Origin of the sequence: Stenotrophomonas tumulicola (assembly GCF_014117215.1) — a bacterium.
Classification (GTDB): Bacteria; Pseudomonadota; Gammaproteobacteria; order Xanthomonadales; family Xanthomonadaceae; genus Stenotrophomonas; species Stenotrophomonas tumulicola.
Genome location: NZ_JACGXS010000001.1, coordinates 636,296 through 653,973, shown reverse-complemented (window position 1 = coordinate 653,973; position 17,678 = coordinate 636,296). Strand labels below are relative to the sequence as shown.

Annotated in this window: 13 protein-coding genes; 1 reads left to right on the top strand and 12 read right to left on the bottom strand. The window is 63.9% G+C overall.

Annotated features, from left to right (window positions below):
* Positions 1–8: 8 nt before the first annotated feature.
* The 12 genes from H4O11_RS03035 to H4O11_RS02980 form a co-directional block, all read right to left on the bottom strand.
* The gene (locus H4O11_RS03035) at positions 9–2,969 is read right to left on the bottom strand and encodes a T6SS effector BTH_I2691 family protein (protein WP_246333224.1); all 2,961 of its coding nucleotides are present in this window, start codon (positions 2,967–2,969) and stop codon (positions 9–11) included.
* A complete protein-coding gene (locus H4O11_RS03030) occupies positions 2,966–3,892 on the bottom strand; it encodes a DUF4123 domain-containing protein (protein ID WP_343042765.1) in 927 nt (308 codons plus the stop codon). The genes H4O11_RS03035 and H4O11_RS03030 overlap by 4 nt, the downstream gene beginning before the upstream one ends.
* Before the next feature lie 47 nt (positions 3,893–3,939).
* Entirely contained in the window at positions 3,940–6,693 is a 2,754-nt protein-coding gene (locus H4O11_RS03025) for a type VI secretion system Vgr family protein (protein WP_182337939.1), read from the bottom strand.
* 37 nt (positions 6,694–6,730) lie between these two features.
* The gene (locus H4O11_RS03020) at positions 6,731–7,087 is read right to left on the bottom strand and encodes a hypothetical protein (RefSeq protein WP_182337938.1); all 357 of its coding nucleotides are present in this window, start codon (positions 7,085–7,087) and stop codon (positions 6,731–6,733) included.
* A 43-nt stretch (positions 7,088–7,130) separates the two neighbouring features.
* Positions 7,131–9,860 carry a type VI secretion system ATPase TssH gene (tssH, locus tag H4O11_RS03015; RefSeq protein ID WP_182337937.1) on the bottom strand — a complete coding sequence of 910 codons (2,730 nt, stop codon included), beginning with the start codon at positions 9,858–9,860 and terminating at the stop codon, positions 7,131–7,133.
* Between the two features lie 52 nt (positions 9,861–9,912).
* A complete protein-coding gene (gene tssG / locus H4O11_RS03010) occupies positions 9,913–11,007 on the bottom strand; it encodes a type VI secretion system baseplate subunit TssG (protein ID WP_182337936.1) in 1,095 nt (364 codons plus the stop codon).
* Complete coding sequence (gene tssF, locus H4O11_RS03005; protein ID WP_182337935.1) at positions 10,971–12,806, bottom strand: type VI secretion system baseplate subunit TssF; 1,836 nt, start codon at positions 12,804–12,806, stop codon at positions 10,971–10,973. Before tssF ends, tssG begins: the two co-directional genes overlap by 37 nt.
* A 1-nt stretch (position 12,807) precedes the next feature.
* Positions 12,808–13,293: a type VI secretion system baseplate subunit TssE gene (gene tssE, locus H4O11_RS03000; protein ID WP_182337934.1), complete on the bottom strand. Its 486-nt coding sequence runs from the start codon at positions 13,291–13,293 to the stop codon at positions 12,808–12,810.
* Positions 13,294–13,444: 151 nt separating this feature from the next.
* The gene (locus tag H4O11_RS02995) at positions 13,445–13,942 is read right to left on the bottom strand and encodes an Hcp family type VI secretion system effector (protein ID WP_182337933.1); all 498 of its coding nucleotides are present in this window, start codon (positions 13,940–13,942) and stop codon (positions 13,445–13,447) included.
* Between the two features lie 137 nt (positions 13,943–14,079).
* Positions 14,080–15,576, bottom strand: coding sequence for a type VI secretion system contractile sheath large subunit (gene tssC, locus H4O11_RS02990; RefSeq protein ID WP_182337932.1), 1,497 nt, complete (start codon positions 15,574–15,576; stop codon positions 14,080–14,082).
* Positions 15,577–15,579: 3 nt separating this feature from the next.
* Positions 15,580–16,080: a type VI secretion system contractile sheath small subunit gene (gene tssB, locus H4O11_RS02985; RefSeq protein WP_182337931.1), complete on the bottom strand. Its 501-nt coding sequence runs from the start codon at positions 16,078–16,080 to the stop codon at positions 15,580–15,582.
* Positions 16,081–16,119: 39 nt separating this feature from the next.
* On the bottom strand, positions 16,120–16,737 hold the full coding sequence (locus tag H4O11_RS02980; RefSeq protein ID WP_343042764.1) for a tetratricopeptide repeat protein: 618 nt from the start codon (positions 16,735–16,737) through the stop codon (positions 16,120–16,122).
* Positions 16,738–16,939: 202 nt separating this feature from the next.
* Between H4O11_RS02980 and tssJ the strand changes: the two genes are divergently transcribed.
* Positions 16,940–17,548 carry a type VI secretion system lipoprotein TssJ gene (gene tssJ, locus H4O11_RS02975; protein WP_182337930.1) on the top strand — a complete coding sequence of 203 codons (609 nt, stop codon included), beginning with the start codon at positions 16,940–16,942 and terminating at the stop codon, positions 17,546–17,548.
* The last annotated feature ends 130 nt before the right edge of the window (positions 17,549–17,678 follow it).

The following is a 17,678-nucleotide window of genomic DNA, read 5'->3' as shown; positions in this document are numbered from 1 at the left end:
GATCTCAATCAAACGCCACGAGCACTGACCTCACCCATGGCGCCATGGAATTTTTCGTCCTGCTCCTTAAGTGTTTTATAGCGAGGTGCACTGGCACCGAAGCCAAGCCACCCACCTTCATCAATCTTGCCAAAACGATTGCTCTGGCACCATTTTTCCAAGGCATCTGGTTCAACAACGTAGATCAGCACGTCAATGGCCAGCAAAGCTACTGTAACCTCCCAGCTACCCAAACGCAGCATCCAGACTCCAAGGCGCTTCATCGAAGCCTTTGCCAATATCTCCGCGCCCTCCTTCGCAGCAGCAGCCTGTATGCCGGCTTTAGCTGCGTCCAGCCAAATTACCACCCCCCGTCGGCCGAGAGCCTTCTCAATGAGTGGTGCAGAGAATATCAAAGCAGTGAGGAACTGAGATGCGCCAACTACGGCGCCAGCACCTGTCTTAACAGCGTATAGGAGCGCCTCCGACCAATTATTTCTTTCAGTTCGAGCTAAAGTAGTTCCCACATCGTAATAAACCCCAATATAAGTACCAAACCCGCCCAGCCACCCACCGATAGCCTTCATCTTCGCCGCACTGCGACTGGTACCGCCAAAGAACTCGGTACTCACCTTCTCCGACATGCTGGTATACACCGCCACCAGCGACGCACCGGATGCCACCAGGCTGCCGTAGTCGCGTGCCTGTTTGTCGGCCTTGTTCAACAGGTTGATGAAGTTCACCAGCTCCAGCACGCCGGTCAGCGCACCCAGCCGCATCGCATTGCGGCTGCCTTCACTGGCCCGCGCCCAGCGCTGGCGCATCAGCTCTGTGCCGTGGTGGCGTTCCACATCCCGCAGCGCGTACATCATCGGCGTGCCGGCGGTCAGCTTCTGGCCTTGGTAGTGCTTCACCTGCTGCAGGAAGTAGTTGCGCACGCCCACGGCAGTACTGGCTTCCAGGTTGATCAGGTTCGAAGCTTCAGCTTCATCCATCAGTCCCCGTGTCATCAGCACGAAGCGCACCAGTCCGTTGCCCACCTTGTCCTGCAAGCCGTTCAATGGGAAGGAATTGAGCAGGAATGCACCCGCCGTGGTGATGAACCGGTCCACGCCGCTGTCGCGCAGCATGCGATCGGTTGGCGTCAGCGGCCCCACCTTCTTCTGCACCGCGTCGAAGCCCTTATACACGCCCATGAACTTCTTCAAGGTTTTGCTGGTCGTCACGAAGGTGTTCCAGGCAGCGCCCGATGCCGACAGCACGGTGTCTTTCAGGCTGTCAGCTTCGCCCAGCACCTGCTGCAACTCCTCCCGCGCCCCGTCCTGGTTCTGCGCCACCACGCGCCACAGCAGGCAGCTTCGGCCAGTCACGTTCAGGTCGCTGGCCATGTCCTGCAACAGCTTGCGTCCGAGCGCGTCCATGCCCAGCCCTTCCACAGCCGTGGTTACCGCGTCCTCGAAACGAACACCGCATTCCGGCGAGGTGCCGTCGTAGTCCTCCAGCGTCGCCAAGAACAGCTCATTGGACAGCCACTTGCCCAGTAATTGGGTACGGGGCGCCAACAGCTCCATCGCCGCCTCGGCGAACTTCCCCGCGTTCTCCTTGAAGAGGGTATACGCGGGCTCGTCGATCATCGGCCAATAGGTCTTCTCCCACTTCTCGCGCGCCTCCCGCTGGTACAGCGGCAGCAGCGCCTTGGACAGGCTGTCCCAAGTCGCTTCGTTCGATGATTCCAGGCCATGGGCACGCATCTGTTCCATGCCCGCGCGCACCACCGGGTTGCTGCTGGACTGCTTCAGGTCCTGCTCAATCTCTTCCATCCGCGCACGGCTTGCCCGCGCGTACTGGTCTGACAATACCCCGGCATTGCGCTGCAGCAGCGTATCGATCTCCTCGATATGCTCCATCGCGTTGCGCTCCATGGCGCGCTCTTCGTTGTAGCGCGCCATGGCGCCGACCACGTCGTGACGGTAACCGTTGAGTTCGTGCGCAACGCCCACCGCATCCCACAAACCCAGCAACATCGGGGTGTAGGCCTTGCGCTTGTCGCCCTGCTGGCCGTTGTGGCTGAACGACTGCATCAAGGCATAGCGCTGCTGCAGTGCGGCCTCGCCCGAAGGGCCGTTGGACGCGTGGGTGCGCAACGACCATCGGTAACGCGTGGCATTGCGTTTCAGGACTACGTCCTTGTGGCTGCCATCCGCATTGCTGATTTCTTCTGGCCTTTGCTGGTGTGGCAGCTCGACAGGCTCGCCGATTGCCTCTTCGAAGCCGCGATATTCCATTACCGCCTTCAGGCCGTCGGCGCCTGCCAGCGGCGCGGCGTCCTCCCTGGCCTTTGGCGTGCCGATCCACTCCCCCGGGGTGATCGGCTGCATGCGCTCGGCACGCAACGTGGGATCGCTGGCATACCGATCCAGCGTGGCCGGCGTCCACAGGTGTTCGGAGAACGCCATCCACACCGTGCCGCACTGGTGTGGACGTTGCACGGTAATGAACTCCATGCGCTCGGCGTTGTGCGAGGAACGCGAGCAGGCAGGCAGGCCACCACCCTGAATGCTGCGTGCAGCATGGGCAGATGGCTGCCGCCACAGCGTGCCGTTCTCGGCCACCGCATACGCTTCCCACTGCCTGGGTCCGTAGGGACCTGATTGTTCGTAGAACAAATACAGCATGCCCTGGCGCAACGTGCGCAGCGCATACTCATAGCCCGCAGCCGACACATCTTCCTTGCATGCACGCCCCCGCGGCAGGGAGCCCAATCCCGCTCCTGGGCAGGAAGCAGGCACCACCGTGTAGCGGACGGGCAGGATCACAAGGCCGGTGCTGCGGCATATATCGCAGGGGATATCGCCGTCACCTCCATCGGGCCCGACGGCTTTTACCGCAGGCAGGTCAGTAACGTTGTTCCCGGATTGGATACTCGCGCTGGCGTTCTCCGTCGGCGTCTGTCCACCGGGGGATCTTGGCAGGGTGTCATCATTCGTCATGGCGATTCTCGTTCCTGAGCAGACTGGGCACGCGTGGTGCCCGCTTCCAGACCAATCCGATGCCATTGCGCATCGTCCAGTTGATGTGCCAGTTCACCGTAGTCATGGCCTTCGCTGGCTTGCTTGAGCAATGCCTGTACTTTGTCATGCCTGTAGAAATCGGGCCCCAGCTGAATCGCCTGCCAGGCAAACAGGTCGAGGTCGACGTGCTTGCGCAGGCCGCTGCGATAGCCCTGTTGCAGCGACGCGGCGGCACGCCACAGGCGGTCCGGTTCTATCTCAAGGCCTTCGCTGCGGGCACGCAGCCATGCCTGGTTCAATGCGCCCACGCCCTGCAGGCGCTCCCAGACCGGCGCGGTGAGCGGGGAGACAGGCCCCTCCCCGATCCGGGAGGGCTGGACGAGCTGCAGTTGCTGCCAGCGGTCGATATAGGCCCAATGCGCAATGCCCCGCAGGAAATGCAGGTGCTGCCCCGGCGTGCAGGCGCGCCAGAACAGATCGGCCACCATCGGATCGTAGTAGCGCACCCAGCGATTCTTGTGCGACGCCGGATGATGGGCGACTGCCGTTGTTGCAATGTGGCGGGCCACTTCGTCGATGGACATATCGCTGAAGATCCAGGCACATGTCCGCTGTACTTTTCCCCGACGCAGCGATTGCGGCTCGGTATCGGCCATTGCCAGCGACACCGCCTGTGCGGACACCGCCGAGTGCAGGCCCTCGCGCAGGTTCAATGTAACCAGCACGGGCCAGTAACGCGCCGGCAGTTGGGCGATCTTCGCCTGGACAGGCTCGATTCCTGCGGCCGACATTGCCTGCTGGAGGTGGTCATCCAGTTCATCGGGCAGGTCTGCCGTCTGCATGAGCAGGTAGCACTTGAGCGCCCCTGACGCCTGGGCGAGCGCATACAAGCGCTCGCGCACCGCTTCGATTCTTGATTCATTTGACACTGCGGCTGTCATGACTCGACCTACCCCAGATCCGCCGTTGCTTCATAACGAAGCTGGGCATTCATCATCTGGGGGTCGCATCCCTTGAAGTCTCCCTTCGGGATCTCGGCAGTGCCAGCCGCCGCCTGCGGCCCCATCCACTCCCGGCGGCTGCCCTTGAATTCAATCGTCCCCGGCGCACCCAATTCGATGTTGTCGCCCTCTATCCGCAGGTAGGCGCCAGCGGCCGTGGCCAGCAGATGTTGGCTCGGCGCAGCCAGCTCCACATCGGCCTCCATGCTGGCGATGCGCACTTCGGTCTTGGCCGCCAGCGTGGCCTGGTTGCGGTGCGCACGTGCGCTCACCTTGCCCTGCGCCGCGTGCAGCGCGATGCCCTTCTCCTGGTTTGGTGCACCAGCCAGTGCCGCGCCGCCCTGCGTATACAGCACCAGTCCACCGGCCACCGCCAGCACCAGGTGGCCCTGGCTCATCCAGTTCAGCGCATTGCCCGCGCTCAGCGTGGTCTGCGTGCCCGACACCCACACCTGGTCCGCCGGCGTCAGGCTCATTACGCCCGCCTGGCCGCTGCCCAGCAACACCGGCGCACTCCAGCCCGGCACCTTGCCGGCGCCACCGCCGATGTCCGCGTTGGCACTGCCGTCAGTGGTGGCCGCCAGGGATTCCTGCAGCGTGGTCAGCCCCTCCTGGCTCGGCAGTCGCTCCGGTTCATCGGGCAGCCCCGCCCGTTGCGTGCGTGCCGCCTCGGCGAGGCTGGCCAGCAGTTCATCGCCCTGCTGCAGCTGCTCGCGTGCTGCATCAGCGGCGAGCTGGTTGTTGCCGTCTTCGCTGCTCAGCAGCAGGCCCTGGCCGGCGCGCAGCGCGCCGTAGGCCTGGGTCGACAGTTCCGCGCCAAAGCCGCGCTCGGCCTGGCGTACGTTGTCCGTGCCGCCCTTCAGGTGGCCCAACGCCAGCACGCTGGCATGCTGGGTGGTGCCCAGTTCGGCGCGCCCCTGCCCGGGCGTGTCGTCCAGCCGCAGTTGCTGGTAGCCGCCGGTGCCGGCCTGGCTGTCGGCCAGCGCCTGGCTCTTGAAGCCGGTGAACACCGCCGCATGTTCATTGCCCTCGAACCACGCTGCAGCGTTGCCGGTGGCACCAGCACCGCCGCCGCCCACCTGGTTGTGCGCCGCATCAGCCTGGCCACGGCCGTTGTACACCGCGCCCAGCACCACCGGCCGGTCGATATCGCCCTCCATGAAGCCCACCAGCACTTCCTGGCCGCGTCGGGGCAACACCACGCCACCCCAGTTGTCGCCGGCCCATGGCGTCATCACTCGTACCCAGGTCCACGCCGTGGCGTTACCCGGCGCGTTGTCGTCCCCGCCCGGATGGGACAGTCCGCTGCTGGCATTGCCGCCGCGTTGCCAGGCGAACTGCACCTTGATGCGATGGTCGCGGTCGGACTGCAATGGCTCGCCGTCGCTGACCACGATCGCGCCCAGCGTGCCGGTGATGGTCGGCTTTGGATGCAACCGGGCACCATGCCCATCCTCGGTCTGCGGGCGATAGGTCTGCGTGGCCGGCAACGCCGCCACGCGATTCTCATAGAACTCGGTCGATATGCTGGCCGACGCATCATGCGTGGCACTGCGCCCAGCCAGCGCGGTGGGCAGGAATGTAACCGGCGCCAGATGCTCACCGAACGCCTGCTCCAGCGCATCGAACACGTCCGCGCCCAGGTTGTTGCGCGCCTGGTGCTGCACGGACAGGCACAGGAACCCGGCATCGGCGGCGATGGCCGGATGCTGGCTCACCGTGAAGCGGGTGCCCGGGGCCTGCCGGCGCCAGCGTCCCAGGGCATTGATGGTATGGCTGCGCACGCGCTGCGCGTCCAGGTGCTGCTGCGCGCGGCGCTCGCCCTGGGCACGGTCCACCCACCCATACGGGCCACTGGTATCGGCATCTTCCGCGGTGAACTGCGGGGCGTCGGCCTGCGCAGAAACCGCACGCAGGTCCAGACTGCGGTAATCCCAGCTGGCGCGATTCAGCCGGCTGGTGCGTGCACGGCGCGATACCGACCATTGCTGCAGGCTGTCTTCGCGTTCGGTGGCATCGCCGCGATGGAAGCGCACCGTACCGGCGTCGCCGGCCGCCTGCATGTGGTCGGCCAGCACCAGTGTGTGGGCACCGAAGGTATCGCTTTCGGTATCGCCGGCATGTTCGAACCAGAACCAGATGCCCTCTTCCGCCAACAGCCGCTGCACGAAGGCCAGGTCGCTTTCCTGGTATTGCGTGGTCAGGCTGCGCTTGGCATACAGCGCGCTGTCCGCCAGGTCCCAGCGCCAGGCCGCATCGAGTACACCCTGGCCGACATAGTCGGCGAACACGTTTTCAACGATGTCCACCACGCTCATGTCATGGAAGACGTAGCTGTCCACGCGCTGGTCCAGCAATGCCAGCCATGGCTCCATCAGCAGCCGGTAGCGCGCAAGGCCGCCATTGCTGCCCTGCCGTTCGGCCTGGGTGACATGGCCATGGAAGGGGCGCAGGTCGGCGTTGGAATCGGCACAGAGCAGTTCCAGCAGCACCGGCGCGCCCAGCAGTGCATCCATGGACAGGCCCGCATCGGGTGACAGCGCGATCACCTCGAAACGGAAGCCGATGCCGTCCACGGATTCGACGCCGGCAAAGGTCACCGGCACCAGCTGGTCGGCGCCCAGCGGCGTGTGCAGCCGCAGCAGCCGTTCGGACTGGCCCGGGGCGCCCAGCGTGGACAGAAGGGTGGCGACTGCGTCCATGGAAGCTCCTTGCTTGCTCGTTCGGTCCGTCGGAAGATCAGCCGGCCTGGCTGATCCGCTCCAGTTGGAGGCGCGAGCCTTCGCTCAGCTGCAGTCGGTATTCACGGCCGCCGGCACTCACGCTGACTTCGCGCGCATTGCTCACCAGCTGGTTGGCCTTGCCCTGCGAGGGCGCCTGCAGGTTGATGCGCCACGAGGCACGGGTCATCAGCGCGGCAAGCGTACGTGCGTCGCGTCGTGCTTCGGTAGCGGCACCATCGAGCAGGTCCAGCAGGTTCTCAGGCCGCAGGCGGTTCCAGCCGCGCACCGTGTCGGTCTGGCGATCTGCACGTCCCAGTGCAACGCCGTCGAAATGCGTGAGGGCCTTGCTGCGATCCAATCCGTAGAAATCCATGGGTGTTCTCCTTCTTGAATGGGCGGAAAATTCCGCGGTCAACTCAACTCAGCTTGTACTTGAACGCACCGTTCTTGCTGGTACTTACCTTGATGGCGTTGATCCTGCTGCCTTCGGCCATCGACGCCAATACACTTTCTGCAATCTCTGGCAGCAGCGTGCCATTGAGGATGTGATCAACATTGCGTGCGCCCGAGTCCACTTCCGTGCAGCGCTGCAACACCGCATCGACCAGCGTGCCATCCCACTGGAACGCCGCCTTGTGGTTGGCCGCGACGCGGTCGCGGATGCGGCCGAGCTTGAGTGTGATGATCTGCGCCAGCACGTCGTCGCTGATCGGATAATACGGCACCACCTTCATCCGGCCCAGGAAGGCCGGCTTGAAAGTCTTCATCAGCACCGGGCGCAGCGCTTCGGCAAGCGCGTCGGCTGCCGGCAGTTCTTCAGGAGTCTTGTTCAGGCAGGCCTGCATGATCTGTGAAGAACCCACGTTGGACGTAAGAATGATCAAGGTATTGCGAAAATCGATTTCGCGCCCCTCGGCATCGTCCATTGCGCCCTTGTCGAACACCTGGAAGAACATTTCCAGCACGTCCGGATGCGCCTTTTCCACCTCATCCAGCAGCACCACGCTGTACGGATTGCGCCGCACCGCTTCGGTCAGCACACCGCCCTCGCCATAACCGACATAGCCCGGAGGGGAGCCTTTCAGCCCCGACACGCTGTGCGCTTCCTGGTACTCACTCATGTTGATGGTGACCAGCTTGCGCTCGCCGCCGTAGAGGATGTCGGCCAGCGCCAGCGCGGTCTCGGTCTTGCCGACGCCGGAGGGCCCGACAAACATGAATACGCCACGCGGCTTGTTGGGATCTTCCAGCTTCGCACTGGCGGTACGCACGCGCTGGGCAACCGCATCCAGCGCGTGGTCCTGGCCGATCACGCGTTCGCCAATCAGCCCGCCCAGGCTGCGCACCACGCGGATCTCATCCTTGACCATGCGTCCGAGCGGCACCCCGGTCCAGGCCGAGACGATCTCGGAAACCACGCCGCCGTCCACCTGCAACGGCACCATCGGGGTGTCGCCCTGCAGCTCGCGCAGTTGCCCCAGCAAGGCGTCCAGTTCGGCCTGCTGCGGCGACAGCTGCAACGCGGCCTTCCTGCCGCGTGCCGGCTTGGCATTCACTGCCGGAGCCGCATCGGTGGATGCAGGTGCCGCTGCACCGTTGCCAGCTTCCATCTGTTGGCGCAGCGCAACCACCTTGGCCGCGATATCGCGTTCGCGCCCCAGGCGCTCTTCGTTTGTCGCCAGCACCGCGATGGCATCCTGCTGCAGTTGGCGCAATTCGCCCAGGCGCTCGTCATGATGACGCGCACCACCGGCAACTTCGCGCTCCAGTGCCGTCAGTTCGGCCGCAAGGCGTTCCAGCAGGCGCTGGGTGTCTTCGATGATCGCCGGCGTCGCGCTCTGGCCCAGCGCCACCTTGGCACAGGCGGTGTCGAGCACGCTGACCGCCTTGTCCGGCAACTGGCGGCCACTGATGTAGCGATGCGACAGGCGCACCGCCTCGGTCACTGCCTCGTCCAGCACGCGGATGCCGAAGTGCTTTTCCATCAGCGGCACCATGCCGCGCAGCATCGCCGAGGCCAGCGTCTCGCTGGGCTCTTCCACCTTGACAACCTGGAAGCGGCGCGCCAGCGCGGCATCTTTCTCGAAATACTTCTTGTACTCGCCCCAGGTGGTGGCTGCGATGGTACGCAGCTCGCCACGTGCCAACGCCGGCTTGAGCAGGTTGGCCGCATCGTTCTGCCCTGCGGTGCCGCCGGCACCGATCATGGTGTGGGCCTCGTCGATGAACAGGATGATCGGATGCGGGCTCTTCTTGACCTCGTCGATCACGTTCTTCAGGCGGTTCTCGAACTCGCCCTTGACGCTGGCGCCAGCCTGCAGCAGGCCCAGGTCCAGCACGTGCAGCGCCACGCCCTGCAGCACTTCCGGCACATCATTGTCGGCGATGCGGCACGCCAGCCCTTCGATCACGGCGGTCTTGCCCACGCCGGCTTCGCCGGTGAGGATCGGGTTGTTCTGGCGGCGTCGCATCAGGATGTCGATGACCTGGCGGATCTCCCCATCACGACCGATCACCGGGTCGATGCGGCCTTCGCGCGCACGCTGGGTAAGGTTGTTGGTGAACTGGTCCAGCGCCGGCGTCCTGGACAGGCCGTTGGCCTGCATGGGGACATCGTCTTCGGCACTGGAGCCGGCACTGCCGGCATCGGCGAAACGCACCTCCTGCGTCGCCTCCTGCGAGCCCTCGGTCAGGCGCGCGAAATCATGCTTGAGCTCATCCAGCTTGATCCGCACGAACAACTTGGAGCCACGGTACGCCAGCTGCGACAGGCCAGGTTCGGTCAGCAGCGCCAGCAGCAGATGACCGCTGCGGATGCGGGTGGTTTCCGAATCCAGCGAGGCGATCAGCCAGGCGTGCTCGAACAATGTCGGCAGGTGCTGGGAAAACACCGGCGTACGCGTGTTGCCGCCCTTGAAGCGCCCCACTTCGTTGGACAGGTCCTGCTCCAGTGCTTCCGGCGCGATGCCACAGCGCCGCGCGATCAACACGAAATCGCTCTGCGGCTGCTCCAGCAGCGCAAGGAACAGATGCTCCAGGTCGACCTCATAGTTGCCGCGCGCCATGCACAGGTTGGCGGCACGCTCGGCGGCCAGCCGACAGGTGTCGTCGAGCTTGCTGATCAGGGTCTTCAAGTTGATGCTCATGCGGGAAACATTGCTCCTTGCTGGGTTCCTGTGCGTCTGCGGATGCGACGGGTCATTGCAGTGTATGGATGCCGTAGGTGGTGTCGCCGCGATGTTCGGTAGCCGGCCGGGTCGCCAGGTAGCCATCCCACCCCAGCCGCGCCGCATGCCCCTTGCCGATGGCGGACGGGCGCACGTCGTCGGCGTGCAGCACCAGCTGGACTTCGTACTCCAGCCCACCTCCGGTCAACAGCGACAGCCATTTGGAAAGGGCGTTCGCCGCATCGCCACCGGGCAGCAACGCATCGAATTCGTGCCTGCGCAGTGGTCCGATGCGCAGGCGCAGGCGCAGGTCGCGCTGCCACACGCGGTCGCCGGCCAGTGCGCTTGAACCCAGCGTGGCATTGGCCATGCCCAGCCGCGTGGCCTGGCCAGCCGGCACCTTGTACCAGGCACCGACGAACTGTTCGAGCTGCACCGGCACGCGGAAGTAATCGCCGAGCACGCGCTTGAGCATCACCGCCGACACCGGGCGCTGGCGGATCGCGCCGGCGTAATAGGCCACGGCCTGGTCGAACACCCGGCTCTTCTCGTCGACCATACGCTCGCGCAGGCCCGACATGCCCATGCCCAGCAACGACAGGATCAGTGGCAGGAAGCGTTCACGGCGGTCCAGCTCGTACTGCAGCGCCAGCCGGTGCTTCTTCCAGGCCGCGTAGTGCAACGCCACGGCACGGTTGGAGAAGATGTCCAGGAACGCGCGCGCGGTACGGTCGCGCAGGTAGATCTCGCGCTCCTGCAGGGTCTCGGTGTAGTGCAGCGGCAACGCACCGGTCGTGCCCAGCAGGCCCATGAACTGGGGGGTCAGGTGTACCTCGCCCACCCCTTCCCCGCCGGCTTCCAGCGCCGCCACCAAGGCATCGCCTTCCAGCAGCTCGCCCTTCAGGGAATAGGCTTCGCCATGCGGGTCCAGGTCTGCGGTGGGAAACCCGAGCGACAGCGTGTTGCGGAACCGCACCCGCATCGGTACGGCCTGGCCGGCCTTGACGCCCTGGCGCTGGAACACGCGCTCCAGCACCCGCATCGCCTGGAAGAACTGGAAGCGATGCGGTTCCGCCAGCAACTGCTGGACTACGCCAGGATCGATTCGCCGCTTCGCGCTGGGCATCGGACGATTTCCTCCCCGGACTCGCTGGAAGCCAACACCAGCTGGGTGAAGCTGTTGGCGTGCACGTACAGTGCGAAAAAGTGGTCCATCACCTGGGCGAACGCGGCCACGCCGGTCCCCACGAAATGGCTCTCGTTGATGCTCAGCCGCACTTCCAGCCCACGCACCATGGAAGCAAAGTGCTTGCCCGACATCCACGTAGTCACCGGATGCTGTTCAAGCGCCACGATGCCTTCGATCTGCCGGGACGACACGCTGGAACCGGTCAGGTCGTACAGCCGCAACATCTCCTTCAATGCCGACAGGCCACTACCGGTCAGCGACAACTGGTTGAGTGACAGGTGCGATATCAACCTCCATTGCGCGCCACGGCCCTGGCGGAAACGCAGGGGACGGCTGGGTTTGCGCAGCAGCGCGATCGCACGTGCCGGCGTGCCTCCCTCGATGGTCAGGTCGCCGCCGGCCACGCCGAACGCCAGTTGGGTGGGCAGGTCGCGGTTGCTGCAGGTCAGGCGCAGGCTGACCACGTCGGTCTGTGGCACGGTGGGATCAAAATCGAGATCGACGAAGCTGAGTTCGGTTTCGTAACCGGGGCTGTGCGCGGCCACGTTCTCATCGCGGCGCGCTACCCAGTACTGGCCGGTGCGCTCGGGTTCCTCGCCATGGTGCAGCGAATAAAACGGCCGGAACTCCTGGATGACCTCGCCCTGCGGCGTCTGCCGCACCCGGTGCACCGAATCAATCGAATACACCTCGTAGGCGTAGGCATTGCGTGCATTGGCCACCACCGGATAGGTGACGTTGCGGTGGGTGACACGGATGGGGTCGCCGGGTTGCTCGAAGAGGTTCACGATCGGCGTACAACCCAAGCGGATATGCTCGCGCTCCAGCGCTTCAAGCACATGGCCGGATGCACGATCAGGCATCGACGCCTTCAGTACCAGGTGCAGGGTGAACCAGCGGCTTGCTCCGGCGGCCACCTGTTGCAGTGGCAGGTCGAAGAAGCCGAATTTCTCCGGGAAGCCGAACAACTCTGTCAGCAGCCGGTAGGCCGGATGCGAGCGCGCCGGGAAATCGACCAGCGCCTCGTCCTCGGTGAATCCCGCCTGCTGCAGGGGACTGGCATCAAGCCGGCGCCAGCGCCCGTTGCCATCGGCTTCGACATAGGCGGCCTTCACTTCCAGTGCCAGCGCGTCGCGCAATGCCGCGCAGAACGACGCTTCGCCGTCGACGAAGAAGCGCAATGCATCGTTGCCCAGCGCGGCAAAGCTGGCCTGGTCGGAAAGCAGCGCGAAGCTGATGGAAATCTGGCCGCCGCTACCGGCCGGCAACGCCGTCGCCATGGGCGGCTCGGCGACCGAACGATACTGCGCCGAGCGCACGCCGATCGGCGCCAGCACGACGTCATAGGCGGTGCGGAAGCGGCAGCTTACGCCCTTGACCATGCGCGACTGCAGCAACGTGCCACGCGGCAGGGTCACCGGCGCACTGAGCTTTCCGCCCATGCCTTCCATGTCGAAGTGCGCGATCGAACACGAGGGGAACGGACGCAGGTAGTGCGGATAGAGCACGTCCAGCAGCGCATCGGTGAACTCGGGATAATCGTCTTCGATGCGCTTGGAGATGCGCGCACCCATGAAGGCGAACGCCTCGATCAAACGTTCGACATGCGGGTCCTGGCTGCCTTCGGAAGACAGTTGCAGGCGCCCGGCGATCTTGGGGTAGCGCTCGGCGAACTCACGCCCATAGCGGCGCAGGTAGGCCAGTTCACGCTCGTAGAAAGGAAGCAGGTCCTGCATGTCAGGCCGTCGCCTGCCGGCGCATGCGGCTTACCTGGTACTGCAGCGTGGATGGCTGCAGCATGGCATCGAAACTTACCGGTTCGCGGGCCAGTTCCATGTCCAGCACCGCGTGGATGGTGAAGTGCAGCCCGCCACCGAACTGCGCACCGACCTCCAGCTTGACGTTGACATTGCGCAGGCGCCGTTCGTGGCGCGCCACCGCCTGTTCCAGCGAACGGCAGATGGCAGCACGGTCATAACCACTGGACAGGCTCATCGCCGAAAAATCGCCAAGCCCGTAGGTCATCAGCGATTGACGGCAGTTCGGGAAACCATCCAGCGATGCTTCGCTGAAGGCGGCACGCGAGTTGAGCAGGCCTTCCAGGTCGCGCGCGATCGATTCCTTGTGCTGGTCCAGCGAGGCCACCTTGTAGGCGTTGCTCGTCGTGGACTTCGGTGCATCGTCGAACAGTTTCTCGAGCAGGCTGGGTTCGAGTCCCTTCATCATCGTTCTCGTTCAAGGCGCGTCCATGCCTGTCGCACGGGGCGCAGAGCCCAGACAGCAAACTGGCGCCGGCCGTCCTGCCGATGCCTGCAGTCGTCATGACCACGGCGAGATGCGATGGCGCCCGCGGGGACGCCATCGCATTGACACATCAAACCGTGTAGTTCGGGATGTTCTTGGTGGCGCTCCACTGAGCAACCGCCTTACCGCCAATCCCGCCTTCGGGCTTCTGCTGGTTGTAGGTCCACTTGATGGCGCCGTAACTCAGCTGGACTACTTCCTGCGGCATGCCGTCCGAGTCCACCGTGGTGGTGACGCGGTGAACAAGAACGTTCAACAGCTCGACGAGGTAGTAATTGATGGCATTGCCATCCTTGTCGGCGCGCATGAATTCGATGCGGGCCTTCGGGAAGGTGGTGCCATTGGCGCATGCCTGGTTCAGGGCAGTGGAAGCGAGGTCGATCGCCTTCACGACCTCGATCGGCGACAGATTGACGCGCGCGGCGGTGGAGCCGCCCGAGGTCGATGCCGTTGCCGAACGCGGCTGCAGGAGGTCCTGCGAGAACGACTGGATTTCAACCCAGTCCCTGTGCTTGTCGTCGTGCGACTCGCCCTTGATGGTGTCAATCGAGAGGAAAGCGTGTTGCATATCTGGTCTCCTAAATTACGTTCTTCCGTGAGATTGGTGCCGGGAAAGCCCCCGGCGTTGTGTGCCCATTTACGGGCTGCGTCTGGCTGAAATGCCTGGAGTCTCATGCCCCCGACGCTACAACGAACAGCAACTCGTTACCCCTTCTTTGCTCCGGCCGGCAATTCAGCCACGAGGCGTAACGAAACACTCAGCTCATCGAGCTGGAAATGTGGCCTGACAAAGGCCACCGCGCGGTAGACACCGGGCTTGCCCGGCACCTCCGAAACCTGCACCGCCGCTTCACGCAACGGAAACTGTGCCTTGGCTTCCTGCCCCGCGTTGTCGTCCAGCAGTACGTACTGCGAGATCCAGCGGTTGAGGAAGTCCTCTACATTGCGCGCCGAAGCGAAGCTGCCGATCTTCTCGCGCATCATCGCCTTCAGGTAATGGGCGATGCGCGACACCGCGAAGATGTACTGCAGCTGCCCGGACAGGATCGCGTTGGCATTGGCCGAATCGGTGTTGTACTTCTTCGGCTTCTGCGCCGACTGCGCGCCGAAGAACGCGGCATAGTCGGTGTTCTTGCAATGCACCAGCGGCATGAAGCCGAGGTCGGACAATTCCTTCTCGCGGCGGTCGGTAATGGCGATCTCGGTCGGGCACTTCAACGCCACCTCACCGTCGTCGGTGCGGAAGGTATGCGTGGGCAGGTCCTCGACCAGGCCACCGCCTTCCACGCCGCGGATAGCGGCACACCAACCATAGTTCTCGAAGGCCTGGGTCAGGCGCGCGGCCATCGCATAGGCGGTGTTGCACCACAGGTACTTGCTGTGGTCCTGTGCTTCGACTTCCTCGACGAAATTGAACCCCTCGACGGTGGTTCCATCCTTCGGGTTGTACGGCAGGCGGCCCAGGAAACGCGGCAGGGTCAGGCCGACATAACGGCTGTCCTCGGCCTCGCGGAACGATTTCCACTTGGCGTATTCAACGGTATCGAACACCTTGGCCAGGTCACGCGGCTTGCCCAGGTCGGTGAAGCTTTCCAGGCCGAACATGCTTTCCGACGCTGCCGAGATGAATGGCGCGTGCGCCGCTGCCGCCACGTGCGACATCTGCTCGACGAAGTACATGTCCTCCGGCTGGCGGCCAATGTAATAGTCGCCGATCAACGCACCGAACGGCGCACCACCGAACGTACCGAACTCTTCCTCATACACCTTCTTGAACAGGGCACTCTGGTCGAAATCGATGGCCGACTTGAAGTCACGCACCAGGTCTTTCTTCGGCGCGTTGAGGACCTTGATCTTCATCGCCGGGCCGGTGGACGTCTGCTGGCACAGGTAGTGCAGGCCACGCCAGGTGCTTTCCAGCTGCTGGAACTCCTGCGCATGCATCACCGCACTGAGCTGCTCGGAGATGATCCGGTCGATCTCCGCGATGCGGGCGTCCAGCGTCAGGTTGAGGTTGTCCGACACCACCACGGTGCCTTCCAGCACCTCCCTGGCCAGTTCGGAAATGATGTCCTTGGCCCGGTTGTGCTCGCTCTCGGATTTGGCGACCTTGCTCTGCTCGACAATCTGGTCAAGCAGCCCCACTTCGGCGACACCGGCCTCGCTGGCCGGCTGGGTCACGCTGGTTGCGTCTGCGCTCATGGCTTATTCCCCTTTGTCCGACCCGAGCTTCTTCAGCTGCTCGGTGTTGTTCAGAACGTCGGTCAACAGGTCCTCAAGCTTCTCGTTACCGGCCAGCTTGTTGCGCAGGTCGGCCAGCTTGGTGCGCGACTCGAGCAGCCTGCGCAGGGGTTCGACCTGCTCGACCACGGCCTCAGGCCGGAAATCGTCGATCGACTTGAATTTCAGCTCCACGGCGAACTCGCCGCCCTGCTCGCCGATCTTGTTCGGAACGCGATATACCGCACGCGGCGCGGCACCGTCCATGACTTCATCGAAGTTGTCGAGGTCGACGCTGACGAACTTGCGGTCCTTCACCTTCGGCAGCGGCTGCTCCGGGTTCCCGCTGAGGTCGCCAAGCACACCGACGACGAACGGCAGTTCCTTCTGTTCAATCGCATCGCCCTTCTCGACATCGTAGGTCAGCTGCACGCGCGGCGGCCGGATCTTCTGAAGTCGTTTCTGGATGCTGTCCTTCTTGGCCATGCAGGCGTCTCCTTACAAAATTGGGGTGCGAACCGGCGATCAGTTGCCGCCGACGTTCTTGAATGGGTCGGCATTGGCCGGCTGGCTGGCGGCCGGCCTGGCGGCCGGCTGGGTCGCCGCAGCGGGCGCCGGAGTAGCGGCACGCCGGGTACGGCGGACGGTGCGCTTCGGCTGCTCTTTCTCCGGTTCGATCACGGCATCGCCCATGGTGGCGCGCAGGGTATCGGCCAGGGTCTTGGCTTCCGTGCGTGCCGTATCAGAGGAGAGGGCGCCACGTCCCTGCAGGCGCTGCAGCGACTGGTTGGCAATGCGGAAGCCCGCCACGGTCATCACGCCGTCGGCCACCAGGTCATCGGGATCGCGCTGCAGGACTTCCTCGGCGGCCACGATGGCGCGCGCATAGTTGCCACGGTCGAACTGGAGCTGGGCGATACGCACCCACGGCTCCTTGCGCGTCGGATCGGATTTGGCTGCTTCTTCAAACGCGGCGACCGCACCGTCGGGACCGGCATTTACCTGTGCCTCGGCCTCCGACATCACCGTGTCGAAAGACGGCGGCGGCGGCGGTTCTTTCTTCGAGAACATCGAACAACCCGCAAGCGTTATTCCCAACGTGACACCCAGCAGCGGGCGCGCCGCGACCATTACATTCTTCACCCTGTTTCTCCTTGAAGACAAATCATTCGCTTCAGATGCTTCCTGCAATGTCGAACATGCTGCGAGGAATGTTCTGGAGTCGGTTTTTTGGCGAGTGTACAGCCACGCAGGCTGACGGGTATAGTGCGGGCGCCTTCACTGGCGGAATGTGAATGTCGGCGAGCCATGACATCTATATATGAATTTCACAGGATCTTTACGCATGCTGCGATCTTTCACCCGTTGCGCACGCGTCATCACATTTATTTTTGTGACCGTCATCTCATTTAGTGGGTGTGCCAGCGGCGGATTCCGAAGCGGCGTCGATAAAACACTACAAGCTGTCGGATTGCGCGAAACCAAACCCGCGGAACCACCCGTCATACAGCTGAGACTGTTTGCTGGCAGTAACCTCAATGCCGGGAACGACAAGCGCGCCACGGCCGCCATCGTCAAGGTCTACCACCTGCGCAGCGCCCAGCGCTTCGACAAGGCCCCCCTCAATGCGTTTCTCGACCAGGCCGGCGAGCAGGCCGCGCTCGGTGCCGATCTGTTATCGGTGAATGAAATCGTGCTGACGCCTGGCGCCCGCCAGAGCCTGGACGAGAAACTCTCAGCCGGCACCGGCGTGATCGGCGTGGTGGCCCTGTTCCGGGCCCCCGCCGAGAACCGCTGGCGACTGGCTTTTGACGCAAAAGCAGCGCAACTGCCGGTCGACGGCATCACCGTCGGCATCCATGCCTGTGCGCTGACCACGCAGAAGAACGCCGCGTTGCTGACCCAGCTTTCCGGCGATCCGTCCAGCCTGGCCTCGGTGCGTTGCAGCCGATGATTATCATGGCCCACTCCGGGTGTGGTTTAGTATGGCCCTGGGGTGACACCGTCATCGGCGCAGGCTGCCGATGCTGCAGCGATGGCATTCAACCGAGTTTTTCAAGGATCGAACCGTGTCACATGTAAGC

Bases quoted from the DNA above. Each gene is read 5' to 3' on its own strand.
- H4O11_RS02995 (WP_182337933.1), bottom strand. From the start codon at position 13,942: ATGCAACACGCTTTCCTCTCGATTGACACCATCAAGGGCGAGTCGCAC.
- H4O11_RS03020 (WP_182337938.1), bottom strand. From the start codon at position 7,087: ATGGATTTCTACGGATTGGATCGCAGCAAGGCCCTCACGCATTTCGAC.
- tssF (WP_182337935.1), bottom strand. From the start codon at position 12,806: ATGCAGGACCTGCTTCCTTTCTACGAGCGTGAACTGGCCTACCTGCGC.
- tssG (WP_182337936.1), bottom strand. From the start codon at position 11,007: ATGCCCAGCGCGAAGCGGCGAATCGATCCTGGCGTAGTCCAGCAGTTG.
- tssB (WP_182337931.1), bottom strand. From the start codon at position 16,080: ATGGCCAAGAAGGACAGCATCCAGAAACGACTTCAGAAGATCCGGCCG.
- H4O11_RS03035 (WP_246333224.1), bottom strand. From the start codon at position 2,969: ATGACGAATGATGACACCCTGCCAAGATCCCCCGGTGGACAGACGCCG.
- tssE (WP_182337934.1), bottom strand. From the start codon at position 13,293: ATGAAGGGACTCGAACCCAGCCTGCTCGAGAAACTGTTCGACGATGCA.
- tssJ (WP_182337930.1), top strand. From the start codon at position 16,940: ATGCTGCGATCTTTCACCCGTTGCGCACGCGTCATCACATTTATTTTT.
- H4O11_RS03025 (WP_182337939.1), bottom strand. From the start codon at position 6,693: ATGGACGCAGTCGCCACCCTTCTGTCCACGCTGGGCGCCCCGGGCCAG.
- tssC (WP_182337932.1), bottom strand. From the start codon at position 15,576: ATGAGCGCAGACGCAACCAGCGTGACCCAGCCGGCCAGCGAGGCCGGT.
- tssH (WP_182337937.1), bottom strand. From the start codon at position 9,860: ATGAGCATCAACTTGAAGACCCTGATCAGCAAGCTCGACGACACCTGT.